A 12,458-nucleotide genomic window follows, 5' to 3' on the forward strand; every position below is an offset into this window, starting at 1 on the left:
GGATAATAATTAAGTAGAAATCAGAGATTGGGTAAGGTTCAATGTTTTAAATCAGAAGAATTGCAAGAACACTCTTTACCATCCCGTCACCAATAGATTTCTTGCTGATTTTTCACTGCATTTCTGATACTTCGAGTACGCCATTGCAGCTCTTGTTCTTATTTTTTCATTAGTTTCATTATTTACATATCCACTTATGGAATCGTGTATAGTATAAGCTTCAGGACACATAAATCCTGTAGTCCATACGATTGGGTTAATCTTGGCTGATTTTAGATGAGACGAATAATAATTTTTACTTATGCAAGCCAAAATGATTACATCTCTTGTTTTGTTATCTGTATTTCTGAAAGCTTCAGATAGTTGAAAATCCATGAGACCATTATGTCCGATATAAGCCATTAATTCTGCGTTTCCTGATATTCCAATTACCTTATTATTTATCCTTATTGTATCTTTTAATTGGCCTGAACTGCTTCTGAGAAAGTCAGTGGTACATTGCTTAATGTATCTGCCATTATATGCATCTGCAATCAGATAGTAATTTTTAGCAGTGTGTTTAAATATTAGTCTTTCCAGTCTTATTGAATCTATTTTTTGAAGCTTTACTAGTTTCCATTCTTTACTTTTTTTAAAATATGTTTTTATTCCAAATCCACAACCCCAATATAAATTGTTATCAGGATCGTGGCCATTGCCTATTTTAGTTGGTACTGGTACAATTCCCTGATATTTGTTATCGCAAAGAGCTACGAAGATATGAATAACTTTAGCACTCGTGTCAATTTGAGCGGTTGGGTTTTGCTTTTGAATATCTTGAGAATAACTGAATAATGCTTTGCAAAAAATTATGATTGTTAGAATTAATGGTTTCATGAGGCTAGTTTTATGGAGCTTTATTAATCGTTGGAGCTTTATTTTTAAAATAGCATTATTAAAAAATGTCAGATAGAAGGTTTTAAAGAGATTTAAATAATGGTTCACTCATATCCCAAAAATCATCCTTATTCTTTTCTGTTAATTTTAACTGTTTTGATCTATATGCTCCTGTTGTTTTTTCAATTCTGTATTGAATAACATCCCAAGTTTCACTATCGGCTTGTTTAATTCTTATGCTATCTTCAGATATCCGTTGCCAAAGGAAATGGAATCCATGATTTTCTTTAATAGTACCTTCCCAAAAATTATATTCTCCTGCATCATTGTCTTTGAAATTCAAACTCCATCCGAATATAGCCAATAATCCACTGCCATCATCTTCTCTTGTCCATATTCCAAGCAATTCGTCTTTAGCCTCTTTTTTCTCTACAAATTTTAAAGTCAAAGAACCGGTAAGGAAACATAGACTGAGTATTATACTTAAAAGGTAATATCTGTCATAAGGCACTTCGTTGTACATCAAATTCCTTATGCCATCCCTACAAGCAGTACATTCTGCGATTAGCCTTTCGCTGTCAATGAGAGTAATGATGAATGTTGTTAAGAAGAAAATGAGGACAGTGCAGATAATAATCTTTGATATGTTTATCCTTGGGGTAATATATAAAATAAAAAAAGTCAATGAGATAAATAGACCTGAAACAACAACAAAGAGTTCACTTGGGAATAAGTGAAAGTTCTTACCTGTAAACTGGATATTTTCTCCATTGAATAAAATGAATAAATACCTGATTAGCCTTCTGTAATAGTCTTCAAACATAATAGCTAAAGCAACACCGATGATAAAAAGTCCTGAGGTTGTTAAAAGAATTTTATAATTGAATTTTATTATTTCCCGCATATACCTGATGTTAGATAGAAAAAATTCTACAATGCTTCAAAGTGAAGCTAATGTGAAATTCATCCTAATTAACTTATGGAGAATTTCATCTAATTAAATTTATATAATTTTTAGAAATTAAATAAAAGATATTTAGATAACATCATTAAAAGGGATCTGTATTCGGGATTTCAAAACCATTTCTGAACTGAAACTTCAGCAAAGAAGGGCAGGGTAGGATTGTCTTTAAAGTTTTCTCCGTAATGTTTACCTACTGTTAGAAAAGCGCTCCATGAATTAAAAGTATACTGGCCTCGTATACCAAATTTGAATGTTCCTCCGGATGTTCCGTACCAGCCATCTCTTATTTCAGGATAATATTCTTTAAGCTTTTCATTTTTGATATATGTTGAGATGTTCTTGTCATAGCAAGCTATTGCAAGTAATCCCCATTTGGGTCTCAGGTAACCAAAATTGACAGATAAATCAGCTGCTGTATTGTACATCAGCGCTAAAGGTGATTCATATTTTCTTACAACAAATGACGGTTTAATGGAAAAGGAGAAGTGATCATTATGCCATACTTCAGCCTGAATGCTGAGTTTACCTTTCCAATCATCTAGGATTTGCTTTCCAAAAGGTAGTATAAATTCACCACCTATTACTACTGGAGTTATTTTGTTCTTCAGAAGATAACCATAGGAAGCTCCAAAATAGGAACTGTAGTCAGCTCCAAAGTATAAAGAAGCAAGATACTTTTGATTATCTGTTATGCTCCTCCAATTCACATCTTGCGCCCATGCTGAATTTATAACGACAAATGACAGTATTGCTATGAATAATTTTAATCTTTTCATTTTACTTGGTTTAAATAGTTTTTCACTTTTGGATAAAGGTCTTCCCAGCCAAAATAAAGCATCTCATGGCCGCAATTGTACACCAATTGAATTTCTTTGTTAGGATAGGGCGCAGATACTTTTTCAGCCCAGCTTGGTCCATAAGCTTTATTGCGCTCACTATAGAGAAAGAGAATCTTAGGAGTATACTGATTCAGATTTCCTGTAAAGTCAAAACTGTTTCTTTCGGCATTATCTATCAATGATTCAAAAGCTACAGCTCCGTTTCTCCAGAATGGGTAAGGGCCTGCATTGCCAATGGTATTGCCAGGTGCATTTTCATAGTTGGAAAAAAAACACGCTTTATAATCCAGAACTTCCTGTTCAGGGCGACCTGATATTATCTGTTCCGGGAAAATGGCGTCGTTAAGTGCCTCAGAGAAAAACTTTATCTTATTGGAGCGGCTAAGGTATTCCTCTGTTTGGGGCCAGGTTAAGCCACCTGGCTCGGCTAATATGGCTCCGCTGATCCTTTGTGGGTTTTGATTAATATAGGCAGTGGCCAACATGGCTCCCCATGAATGTCCTAAGAGATAGACCTTTTGTGAAGACGAAATCTGGAAATGATTGATAAGGCTGTGTAAATCATCAATATATAGCTGGACAGCATTGGCCTGTTCGTATTGAGACTTATCTTCTCTTTTGGAAAGGCCGGATCCTCTTTGGTCATAAAAAACCACATGAAAGCCTTCATTCGCAAATGCCTTGGCATTCAGCATTGAACGATAATCGCCTCCAGGTCCTCCATGAATGATTACAAGTAAAGGATTAGATGGATTGCCGTAACTTTCAATATGAAGTAGTGTTCCGTTAATCTCGATAGAAGGGAGGCTGGAATTCTGATCCACAGTAAGGGGAACCAGAGCACCGGGCTTTGCAAGGTCTTCTTTTTTGCATGCACCTAAAAGCACACAGATTAAAGCCGTAAAAATTACTTTACGCATAACAGAGTTTTTTTTCAGTAAAGAAAATCAAATGTGAGTTCTCTGTCGTACGTCCTTACAAGGCCGCACATGGTTTAAGCGTTCGCCTGTAATTGTTCTCTGTAAATGAGCATATTAAGATTGAATCAGTTCGGATGGAGTTTTACCTGTATAGATCTTAAAGTACTTATTGAATGTCGTTTTTGAATTAAACCCACAATCATAAGCCAGGGCAAGAAAAGTATATTTTTTATTTTCAGGTAAAGATGAAAGACGTAAAAATTCTTTTACCCGATATACATTGATGTAATGATAGAAGGTATTACCTGTTTTAGAATTGATTACCTGAGATAATTGATTGGGATGGATGTTTAACTTTTGAGATAAATCGTTTAATGTTAATTCACTGTTTTTAAATGGTTTTTCCGTAATCATTAATTGTTCAAGCCTTTCCAAAATTTCATAAACTTCATTTACTTCAAGGCGGGATTTGGCATATTTTATTTTTTCTGCAGGCTCATTACTTAACTCGATAGTTTTTTTAGTTTCCAGGTTAATTGATTCTACTTCTACATAGGAAAACACAGGTGCCTGATTAATTCCAAAGAAGCCAATAAAAAAAACAAATATTACGACTCCGCTGTAAATAATATGATCATCAAAAAACAAAACTAACAACCAGATGAGAGCCAGGCCAATGGATAAATATTCCAGCCATTTCAGCATTTTTTTATCAATATTGGACTGTCGATCCTGAATATTTTTTCTGTGTTTATGTATTTTGATGATACTGGCAATTGAATAGGAAAATCCTGAAACCAGAATACTCATAAGTTGAATCATAGAATACCATTCAAACCCTTTACCCTGATTTTTGAATACTTCAATTTTTTCCTGAGATGGTAAGATATAAAAAGGGACAGCAAGAACTAACAATAAAAAGAAAGGAATCAGGTGGAATAGAAAATTAGACTTAAATAGAACTTTTTTTCCAGTTAACTCTGAAGTATATCCATACAAAAATATTCCATTGAGGATAGGCAAAGCTAAGGTGAGCCCAAGGGTTTGCGGGTATTTATAAGTAAATCCGGTCTGATGAGAATAAAAAGAAAGTAGGAGGATTGTGATTAATGTTATCCATCCTGTTAACATATAATCTGAATTTTGTTTTCCCTTTTTAAATAATAACAGCACAAGCAGGAAAATAGCTATTATTATTCCTGTAAAAAAAAACATTGTTGATGTCATCCTTCTGATTATTAATTAATCTACTTTATGATTAGTGTTTCGTTCTGGTATAACTTGGTGGCTCTTTCTATGTCAACATTTGCATCCCCCTGAATTCGGAGGAAATATCGCAATTGCCAGCCTTGTGTCTTTTCTGCTTGCTTACTTGTTGCTTGTTCCCAGGGAGGGTATACTCTGATGCCTCTTTTACCATCTTTATTGCTTCCGGAGATGATTCCTTTTTCCAACAGCATTGATTTGGGAAATACAAACTGTCCTAGATGATTGTCTTTCCTGGTGCTGATGACAATTAAATCAAAGTCATCAGAAATGTCATATGGCTGTATCGGCCCATTGTTAATTCTTTTCCATATAGTAACAAATTGTCCGTTTTTAGTTGGAGTGGTTTTAGCAACTCTGAATATGATTGTTTTTTTATGAATGTTGAAGCTACATGCTCCGTATTCAGCACTTTCAGGTTCTGCTTGTGGAGCGGAGCATATGAAGCCACATTGGTTATAAACATGTTCTTTGGCAATAAAAAAATCTTCAGATATGAGATTGGGAATAGGCAGGTTACTCATCCTTTTTTAATATTACTTGTTTTATGTAAAAGTACTTTTTATATGAATAAAAGTAACAATTATCTAGTTAAAGTTAATTTGTAAAAAAGTAAATGATTTTTAAATCAAACACTTATGTTATCTCTTTGGTGCCAAGGCCTTAATATGTTGTTTATTTTTCTTAAATTTGAACTTGGAGATCCAGAGAAAAGCTCTTTTGAAAGGGAGTAAGAAGTTCAATGAAAAAATTAATATTATTTATTCTAGTTATTTTATTGGTTTGTGTGAATTTACTTTTGCCATATGTAAGTTTTGATCATGGCATCAATCAAAAGAATTCATTGATTTATTTAATAGTAAATGAGGAATACAGAGAAGAGACGCTTATTGCATTAACCGCTCTCTATCCTTTAGTTTCTACAATTTTATATTTCATATTTAAAAATATATCTGGATCAATTTATGGAAAGGTTCTTTTATTCTTTTGGGGAGGCCTAGGGATCCTATCTACAGCTTTACTTTGGTTGATTATGAATCTTCATCTTGATGTAAAAATTGTATCTTATAACTTTTCATACTATTCAATTCTCATTACTCAGATTGTTGCTTCACTTATTACCGTGATTTTCTCTTTAATGCCAAAGAAATTTCTTAAACCTTCTCAGTTGGCTATATAAATTGACAGGTATTGTTGCGAGCTGAAATTATTCTTTAATATTTTTCGTCAGCTTTAAATAATGCACCTTGCCCTAATATCTCTTCAAATGATTTATATGCATTAAAAACTCTTTGATTAATTTCAGAAGGTTCCATTTCCATTCCTGCTCCAGGCTCATAATCTGAATGAACGAAAATTCCAATGTTTCCAATTAAGTTATCAGGTAAGATGATAACTTTTTTAATGGCTTGTCTTTCTATTTCATTCAATATTTGCCAATTTTTTAAATAATCATAAGGACGTTCTAAAAACATATTAGGATTTAATTTTACATACTTCCACTCCAAACTATCATAATGGGCTATAAATCTATGTTTAAGTGGCTCTATAATCATTTTATTCTTTTGTTTGACAGAATCGACCTTTCCATGTGACCAGTTATCTTCTAGCTTGATCCTTACAGTAATAGTGTCTGGTTTGTTATAAATACCATTTCTGTTATAAATGGGACTTATAGAGGCATTTATAAAAAAAGTTTCTGAGAAATGTAGGAGTATTTCATCAGATCTGTTTTCAATTCTCCATGAATTGTCTAGTAATTTCTTTCTAAGTTGTTTTGAGAGTTCAGATTTAACTGAATCAATGGAGCTCTGGCATTGAGAAGGAGTTCTACCTATAAAAGTTAGTATTAATATTTTAATATGTATTTTTAGATTAATCTTCATTCGGCTTACCATTTAGTAAATCACATCTATAATTGATTCAATAGGTTTTTATAAAGTTAAATATTTTTTAAGTGATGATAAAATCCATATGAAGAGGAGAATTTTGATTGAAATATTTTTCTCTTAAATAAAAATAATAAAAGCTCCGGAGTTTTATATTTCCGGAGCTTTTCTAATGACTTTAGTTGTATTCATTTTATACTTTTATCTCTTTCCATTTTCCTAGGTTAAAGTAGTACCAGGAAAGAAGTGCTATAAGCGCCTGTGCTGCCGGAACTGCGATGATTGCTCCTGCTGATTTCATGTCCAATCCTTTGGCAAGGAAATAGGCGAATGGAATCTGAAAAACCCAAAAGCAAATGATGTTTATGATAGTTGGTATTTTAGTGTCCCCAGCTCCATTTAAGGCTGATGTCATGACCATTCCGATTCCATAGAATATATAACCGCCTCCAATGATCTGAAGCGACTCTACACCATATTTTATTACTTGTTCATCGGTGCTGAAAAATCTTACAATAGGTTCGGAAAAGAAAAGAAATAAAATCATTACCAATCCTGTGAAAATGCTGTTGTACTTTGTAGCAATAAGTACACTTTGTTCAGCTCTTTCAAATTCCTTAGCTCCGAGATTCTGCCCCACAAGGGTTGCGGCAGCATTGCTAAGTCCCCATGCAGGTAATATAAAGAATACAAAGTTTCGGAATGCTATCTGATAACCGGCAGATGCAGCAGTGCCTTCCAGTTCTGCTACCAGTCTTGTAATGACGATCCAGCTTCCGCTTGCTACAAGAAACTGAAATGTGGCTGGCCATGCAACATTGGTCAATGATTTTATAATTTCTTTGTCAAAGTCAAAATGTTCTTTGCAAAACTTTATTATTCCATTTCCTTTCATCAGGTGATATACCTGATATAATACTCCGCTGCTTCTTCCTATTACAGTAGCAATAGCTGCTCCCATTAATCCCCAGAAGTATATCAAAATAGGGCAGAGGACTATATTGGTAAAACTGGCGATCCAAAGGCTTTTCATAGCCATAGAAGCATCACCAGCTCCCCTAAAGATTCCGTTGATTAGAAATAATAACATGATGGCAAGACTTCCTCCCAGCATGATCTGAGTGAATATAGCACCTTCAGCGATTACATCTTTATCAGCACCCATAAGAGCAAGTATTTCTTTTGCATAAAAAATACCTGCAATGGTAATAGGTATGGTAATTATTGTTGAAATCAGTATCGATTGAGCTCCAGAATGTGCAGCTGCATCAGGATTCTTTTCGCCAATCCTTCTTGCAACAATAGCAGTGGCTGCAGTACTTAAACCTATAGCTAAAGAGTAAATAAGCGTGATAAAAGATTCGGTTAAACCTACAGTTGCTATTGCGTTTTTTCCAAGTTTACTTACAAAAAACATATCCACTACGGCAAATACACTTTCCAGACTAAGCTCCAGAATCATTGGTATTGCCAGTAAAACAACTGCTTTGGAAATATTGCCGGATGTAAAATCCTGATGTTCTCCGTTCAAAGATTGCTTTATAATCGCAAAAACTTTACGGGAGTTATTTAATGTAATCATTATAAATTCTATAAATTATGTTTATTCCTCAGAATGCTTCATAGCAAAGCATGACATTCCCGGATTTAAATATTTTAGCTGATTTCAGCTTTAGATTAAGTTTTTCAGTGATGCCTTCAAATAGCCTTTTACCTTTTCCTAAAACGAGAGGATTTACCATTATTCTGTATTCATCTATCAAATTATGCTTAATAAAAGTAAGGGCAAGATCTGAACTACCGAATATTGCCATATCTTTCCCTTGTTCCTTTTTCAGATTCATTACAAGCTCATTGATGTTCTCATTTATTACTTTGGTATTCTGCCAGTTGGCGGATTTTAGCTTTTTTGAAAATACTATTTTTGATAGGTTATTCATTCTTTCTGCCACAATAGGACTATCTTTTATCGCTTCTTGCGTTGGCCAGTAGCTTGCCATCAGGTCAAAAGTGATTCTTCCGAAAAGTAAAATATCAAGGTTGTTAAGCAGGTCAATGGCGTATTCGTTAAATTCCTCATCTACATTATGCCAGTCTATTTCTTTATTGGGGCCTTCATAAAGACCATCCACAGAAATCATCATCTGAAATATCAGTTTTCTCATAGCTGTGATATTTATTTCTCCAAATATTCTTTTAATGATGTTCCAATAATGTAGTTCCAGCCTTGTACAAAGTTTTCCTTAGCGAAATCAGGAACATTATCAGGAAAGGTTTCCAGGCCTTCATGTGTTAGCTTTAATCTTGTATTGGTTCCTTCTTCAGATAGTTCGAATGTAACAATTGTATATCCTTTGTAACCTTCGTAGGTCCAGCTATAAGACAGTTTTCTGCCAGTAATTACTTCTACAATCTTACAAACATGCGTGTATTGATGATCAGGATCCTTTCCTCCTTTAAACCTGAACTCAAATCCTGGTTCAGGTTTAAAGTCGGCAAGGTTGAAATACCAGTTTTTCATTTCATCCTTGTCTGTAATTGCTTTCCAGACTTTCTGCGAGGGAGCTTTAAATACTGCTTCTATTTCAAATGGGTGAGTCATAATATATTTTTTGATTTCTTTTCTAATAGCTGTTTTGCTATCTAATCAGGTAAAACTTCCGCATGGCATCCAAGTTTGCTGAGAAAGGTTATAAGAAAATCTGTATTGAACTCACTTTCACTCTTTACCCGAAGGATATTTTCTTCATCATCAAGATCAAAATTAGCTTGATATCCTTCAAAATTTTTGTGGATCAGGCTGACTAAAATATCAGCCATGGCCTGATCACATATATTCGTTTTAAATACTTCTATCATCTCTTTACTGATTAAAATGCTTTCCGATATCCCAGAGACTAATAGATTAATTATTAATAATCTTTAGGATTATCTCAAAGCAAGTATGGATTCGTAATTTTTTCTGTATACAAATGCTAAGAACAGGTTCGCCGCAAGTATGGCTATTGCCATTGGCACTTGTTCCGGAGCAAGAAATACATTGACTAATACAATATTGACTATTATTGGAAAAATGACTACAGTTGCCAGAGGTGCAAAAAAACCGGTAATGAGTGCAAGTCCGCAAACAAGTTCGATGGTTTTTACGACCGGAAGCAGATAGCCAGATGCATTCATTCCCTCAAAAAAGGTTTTCATCGGTCCGGTTAATTCTGGCTGAGGTCCTAGTTTGAATAGAAATACTACACCCGCAAAAGCCATCATAAGGCCAAGAAGAACACGTACTACAATTGTTGCTATTTTCATAAGTTGTTTTTGTTATGTTATATGGTTATTAATTGTTGAAGTTTTATTTAGAAAGAACATAAGGTTAGTTCTTATTTTCGTAGTCATAGTTGACCATCCAATGTATTCCAAACTTATCTGTAAGCATTCCGAAATAAGCTCCCCAAAAGGCCTTTTCAAGGGGCATGATAATTTTTCCTCCCGCAGATAAGCCATCAAACAATCTTCTTGCTTCTTCTTCGCTTTCTGCGATTACAGCAACAGAAAAGTTATTGCCTTGCACTACAGGATCTCCTCCGAATACTTCAGGACTATCACTTCCCATAAGAATGCTATTTTTTCCAATGGGTAAAGTCATGTGCATAATCTGTTCTTTAGCTCCCTCTGGTAATGGATGTTCCGAAGGTACATCCTTGAATCGCATTACAGAAGGAAAATCTCCTCCAAAAACAGATTTGTAAAAATTAAATGCCTTCTCACATGTGCCATTAAAGGTCAGATACGAATGAATTGCAGCCATATTTTATGGTTTTATTTTTACTGTTGAAAGATGAGTTTGAGTTGAACTTGCAACTTAAATCATTTAAAGAAAACTTATATCATTCACTCCATTAATTTTATTAATTGAATTGCTGATAAGAATCTTCATACAAAACTATATTGATTTACTCAATAAATCAGGGTGTGAATTTGCCAATAAAAGGGTTGTTTGCGACAGGAGAAAAGGCCTTATAAGGAATCTAATGCATTGATAAAATGTTGAAAAGTAATATATTAACCTTGCTCTTTTTTCAACATTCAAGTACTTCTTTCAAGAAAAGTCTTTTTGAGGAGGCTTAAATAACAAAAAATAAAAGTAAGGCTGCTTCAGATGAAGCAGCCTTTGGTAGTAATAATCAATTTTTAAACTTGACTTATTATTTTATTGCAACTGGTATTTCAGTATTTTCCCAAAGCAATGAAAAGCCTGTTGGGGTTATTTTATAAGCCAGTCTTTCGTTGGGTGATGTTGTTTTACGAACCTTTACATGAGTTCTGAGTGCATCCTGCTTTTCATCATATTTATAAGCTCCCCATTGATTAAAGTTTTTATTGAAGATTGCCGTCCAGTCACCTTTTTCTGAGGGTATCACAAAGAAAGAGTAACTTCCTGCAGGAAGCGTTTTACCCTCAATGGTGATTGGTTGATCTGTTTTGAAAACGGTAGCTTCATTTGCTCCGGCTCTCCATACCTGATCATATGGAACAAGGCTTCCCCAGATTTTTCTGCCTTTTACGGATGGACTGCTATACTTAATGGAAATGTTCGCTTTTCCAACTTTCCCGCTTACGCTGTCAAGAGGGCTTGCACGATTTTCGGTTGGCTTTTGCGCGAATGCGTTGATTGAAAATAATGTTCCGAAAAGAAAAAAGGAAAAAACTTTAAGTAAGAGATTCATTTTCATTTTTACAAGTTGTTTAGATAGATATGATTGTAAATTAAGCTATTGAAAACTAAATAATTCAGGAAAATGTTTAAAGAGTTTTTTAAACCTTGCTCATTAAACTACCTGCTCTTTTGAATCTATTCGTAGCTGATGGGTATTAAATACATTGGAATATGCTTTTACGCTCCTTGTTAAAAATACACTTCCTCCGATAATACTGTCACGACCGATCACAGTATTACCTCCGAGAATGGTTGTTCGGGCATAGATAATCACATTGTCTTCAACCGTAGGATGTCGTTTAACATTTGACAACTGTTTGCTAACTTGAAGCGCTCCCAGAGTGACACCCTGATAAATGCTTACATTATTCCCGATGACAGCAGTAGAGCCTATTACAATACCTGTTCCATGATCTATAAAGAATGGTACTCCAATAACTGCATTCGGGTGAATGTCTATGCCTGTCTTTCCATGAGCTAGTTCTGTCAGGACTCTTGGTAGAATAGGAATGCCTAAAAGTGAAAGTTTATTCGCAATTCTATAAACAGCAATGGCATAAAAGCCTGGATAAGTCACTACAACTTCGTTTACACTGGTAGCAGCCGGATCGCTTTCAAATATTTTGAGAGCATCACATCGCAGATTATTATAAATCGTATCCAGGTCATCATAAAATGCATTAACTGCAAATTCAATATCGTAATCCTTAGGGTCGAGATAGCTAAGTAGCATGTTCTCCAGGTCAATTTGATTCTTTTTAAGTATACCTTCATAGGTGGAATACCTGTTGAGCCGAGTGTTAGGGAATAGAAATTCTATTAAATCCGAAAGCCAGGCTGAAGCTCCCTGAATAGAAGGGGAGGCTTCCCATTCTGCTTTATGGGTTTGGTTCAGTAGTTCAAGAAATGAATGTACTTTGGTATTTTTCATCCTTTCTAATTTCTGTTAAAAAATATGAATAACCTTGAAGGTGTATGAAAAAAAAACTG

Annotated in this window: 16 protein-coding genes; 1 reads left to right on the plus strand and 15 read right to left on the minus strand. The window is 34.5% G+C overall.

Annotated features, from left to right (window positions below; all coding sequences use genetic code 11):
- Nucleotides 1–75: 75 nt before the first annotated feature.
- The 6 genes from J7604_RS16465 to J7604_RS16490 form a co-directional block, all read right to left on the minus strand.
- Entirely contained in the window at nucleotides 76–876 is an 801-nt protein-coding gene (locus J7604_RS16465) for a hypothetical protein (protein ID WP_293897700.1), read from the minus strand.
- 82 nt (nucleotides 877–958) lie between these two features.
- Nucleotides 959–1,780, minus strand: a complete 822-nt coding sequence (locus J7604_RS16470; protein WP_293897703.1) for a hypothetical protein — start codon at nucleotides 1,778–1,780, stop codon at nucleotides 959–961.
- 170 nt (nucleotides 1,781–1,950) lie between these two features.
- Nucleotides 1,951–2,616: a hypothetical protein gene (locus J7604_RS16475; protein ID WP_293897706.1), complete on the minus strand. Its 666-nt coding sequence runs from the start codon at nucleotides 2,614–2,616 to the stop codon at nucleotides 1,951–1,953.
- A complete protein-coding gene (locus J7604_RS16480; RefSeq protein ID WP_293897709.1) occupies nucleotides 2,613–3,599 on the minus strand; it encodes an alpha/beta hydrolase in 987 nt (328 codons plus the stop codon). The genes J7604_RS16475 and J7604_RS16480 overlap by 4 nt, the downstream gene beginning before the upstream one ends.
- A 114-nt stretch (nucleotides 3,600–3,713) precedes the next feature.
- The gene (locus J7604_RS16485) at nucleotides 3,714–4,730 is read right to left on the minus strand and encodes an AraC family transcriptional regulator (protein ID WP_293897712.1); all 1,017 of its coding nucleotides are present in this window, start codon (nucleotides 4,728–4,730) and stop codon (nucleotides 3,714–3,716) included.
- Nucleotides 4,731–4,846: 116 nt separating this feature from the next.
- Nucleotides 4,847–5,389: a MepB family protein gene (locus tag J7604_RS16490; RefSeq protein ID WP_293897714.1), complete on the minus strand. Its 543-nt coding sequence runs from the start codon at nucleotides 5,387–5,389 to the stop codon at nucleotides 4,847–4,849.
- A 218-nt stretch (nucleotides 5,390–5,607) separates the two neighbouring features.
- Here J7604_RS16490 and J7604_RS16495 point away from each other — a divergent pair, with 218 nt between their 5' ends.
- Nucleotides 5,608–6,045, plus strand: coding sequence for a hypothetical protein (locus J7604_RS16495; RefSeq protein ID WP_293897717.1), 438 nt, complete (start codon nucleotides 5,608–5,610; stop codon nucleotides 6,043–6,045).
- A gap of 34 nt (nucleotides 6,046–6,079) precedes the next feature.
- On the opposite strand, the gene J7604_RS16500 is transcribed toward J7604_RS16495, so the two are convergent.
- The 9 genes from J7604_RS16500 to J7604_RS16540 all read right to left on the minus strand — a co-directional run bounded on the left by J7604_RS16500 (nucleotide 6,080) and on the right by J7604_RS16540 (nucleotide 12,399).
- Nucleotides 6,080–6,751, minus strand: coding sequence for a hypothetical protein (locus J7604_RS16500; protein ID WP_293897720.1), 672 nt, complete (start codon nucleotides 6,749–6,751; stop codon nucleotides 6,080–6,082).
- A gap of 196 nt (nucleotides 6,752–6,947) precedes the next feature.
- Complete coding sequence (locus J7604_RS16505; protein ID WP_293897723.1) at nucleotides 6,948–8,336, minus strand: MATE family efflux transporter; 1,389 nt, start codon at nucleotides 8,334–8,336, stop codon at nucleotides 6,948–6,950.
- Between the two features lie 28 nt (nucleotides 8,337–8,364).
- Nucleotides 8,365–8,919, minus strand: coding sequence for a dihydrofolate reductase family protein (locus J7604_RS16510; protein ID WP_293897726.1), 555 nt, complete (start codon nucleotides 8,917–8,919; stop codon nucleotides 8,365–8,367).
- Nucleotides 8,920–8,930: 11 nt separating this feature from the next.
- Nucleotides 8,931–9,356, minus strand: a complete 426-nt coding sequence (locus J7604_RS16515) for an SRPBCC domain-containing protein (RefSeq protein WP_293897729.1) — start codon at nucleotides 9,354–9,356, stop codon at nucleotides 8,931–8,933.
- A 41-nt stretch (nucleotides 9,357–9,397) separates the two neighbouring features.
- The gene (locus J7604_RS16520; RefSeq protein ID WP_293897732.1) at nucleotides 9,398–9,613 is read right to left on the minus strand and encodes a hypothetical protein; all 216 of its coding nucleotides are present in this window, start codon (nucleotides 9,611–9,613) and stop codon (nucleotides 9,398–9,400) included.
- Nucleotides 9,614–9,682: 69 nt separating this feature from the next.
- Nucleotides 9,683–10,060: a DoxX family membrane protein gene (locus J7604_RS16525; RefSeq protein WP_293897735.1), complete on the minus strand. Its 378-nt coding sequence runs from the start codon at nucleotides 10,058–10,060 to the stop codon at nucleotides 9,683–9,685.
- A 64-nt stretch (nucleotides 10,061–10,124) separates the two neighbouring features.
- On the minus strand, nucleotides 10,125–10,559 hold the full coding sequence (locus tag J7604_RS16530) for a VOC family protein (RefSeq protein WP_293897738.1): 435 nt from the start codon (nucleotides 10,557–10,559) through the stop codon (nucleotides 10,125–10,127).
- Nucleotides 10,560–10,956: 397 nt separating this feature from the next.
- Nucleotides 10,957–11,484 (minus strand): DUF2911 domain-containing protein, encoded by a 528-nt coding sequence (locus tag J7604_RS16535; RefSeq protein WP_293897741.1) that lies wholly within the window; start codon nucleotides 11,482–11,484, stop codon nucleotides 10,957–10,959.
- Nucleotides 11,485–11,580: 96 nt separating this feature from the next.
- Nucleotides 11,581–12,399: a serine O-acetyltransferase gene (locus J7604_RS16540; RefSeq protein ID WP_293897744.1), complete on the minus strand. Its 819-nt coding sequence runs from the start codon at nucleotides 12,397–12,399 to the stop codon at nucleotides 11,581–11,583.
- Nucleotides 12,400–12,458: the final 59 nt, after the last annotated feature.

It is taken from the genome of Sporocytophaga sp. (assembly GCF_017745095.1).
Lineage (GTDB): Bacteria > Bacteroidota > Bacteroidia > Cytophagales > Cytophagaceae > Sporocytophaga.

What these genes read in the sequence shown, in the direction of transcription:
- J7604_RS16540 (WP_293897744.1), bottom strand. Translation starts at nt 12,399, where the DNA reads ATGAAAAATACCAAAGTACATTCATTTCTTGAACTACTGAACCAAACC.
- J7604_RS16500 (WP_293897720.1), bottom strand. Translation starts at nt 6,751, where the DNA reads ATGAAGATTAATCTAAAAATACATATTAAAATATTAATACTAACTTTT.
- J7604_RS16525 (WP_293897735.1), bottom strand. Translation starts at nt 10,060, where the DNA reads ATGAAAATAGCAACAATTGTAGTACGTGTTCTTCTTGGCCTTATGATG.
- J7604_RS16485 (WP_293897712.1), bottom strand. Translation starts at nt 4,730, where the DNA reads ATGTTAACAGGATGGATAACATTAATCACAATCCTCCTACTTTCTTTT.
- J7604_RS16475 (WP_293897706.1), bottom strand. Translation starts at nt 2,616, where the DNA reads ATGAAAAGATTAAAATTATTCATAGCAATACTGTCATTTGTCGTTATA.
- J7604_RS16505 (WP_293897723.1), bottom strand. Translation starts at nt 8,336, where the DNA reads ATGATTACATTAAATAACTCCCGTAAAGTTTTTGCGATTATAAAGCAA.
- J7604_RS16515 (WP_293897729.1), bottom strand. Translation starts at nt 9,356, where the DNA reads ATGACTCACCCATTTGAAATAGAAGCAGTATTTAAAGCTCCCTCGCAG.
- J7604_RS16535 (WP_293897741.1), bottom strand. Translation starts at nt 11,484, where the DNA reads ATGAAAATGAATCTCTTACTTAAAGTTTTTTCCTTTTTTCTTTTCGGA.
- J7604_RS16465 (WP_293897700.1), bottom strand. Translation starts at nt 876, where the DNA reads ATGAAACCATTAATTCTAACAATCATAATTTTTTGCAAAGCATTATTC.
- J7604_RS16510 (WP_293897726.1), bottom strand. Translation starts at nt 8,919, where the DNA reads ATGAGAAAACTGATATTTCAGATGATGATTTCTGTGGATGGTCTTTAT.
- J7604_RS16530 (WP_293897738.1), bottom strand. Translation starts at nt 10,559, where the DNA reads ATGGCTGCAATTCATTCGTATCTGACCTTTAATGGCACATGTGAGAAG.
- J7604_RS16470 (WP_293897703.1), bottom strand. Translation starts at nt 1,780, where the DNA reads ATGCGGGAAATAATAAAATTCAATTATAAAATTCTTTTAACAACCTCA.
- J7604_RS16480 (WP_293897709.1), bottom strand. Translation starts at nt 3,599, where the DNA reads ATGCGTAAAGTAATTTTTACGGCTTTAATCTGTGTGCTTTTAGGTGCA.
- J7604_RS16520 (WP_293897732.1), bottom strand. Translation starts at nt 9,613, where the DNA reads ATGATAGAAGTATTTAAAACGAATATATGTGATCAGGCCATGGCTGAT.
- J7604_RS16495 (WP_293897717.1), top strand. Translation starts at nt 5,608, where the DNA reads ATGAAAAAATTAATATTATTTATTCTAGTTATTTTATTGGTTTGTGTG.
- J7604_RS16490 (WP_293897714.1), bottom strand. Translation starts at nt 5,389, where the DNA reads ATGAGTAACCTGCCTATTCCCAATCTCATATCTGAAGATTTTTTTATT.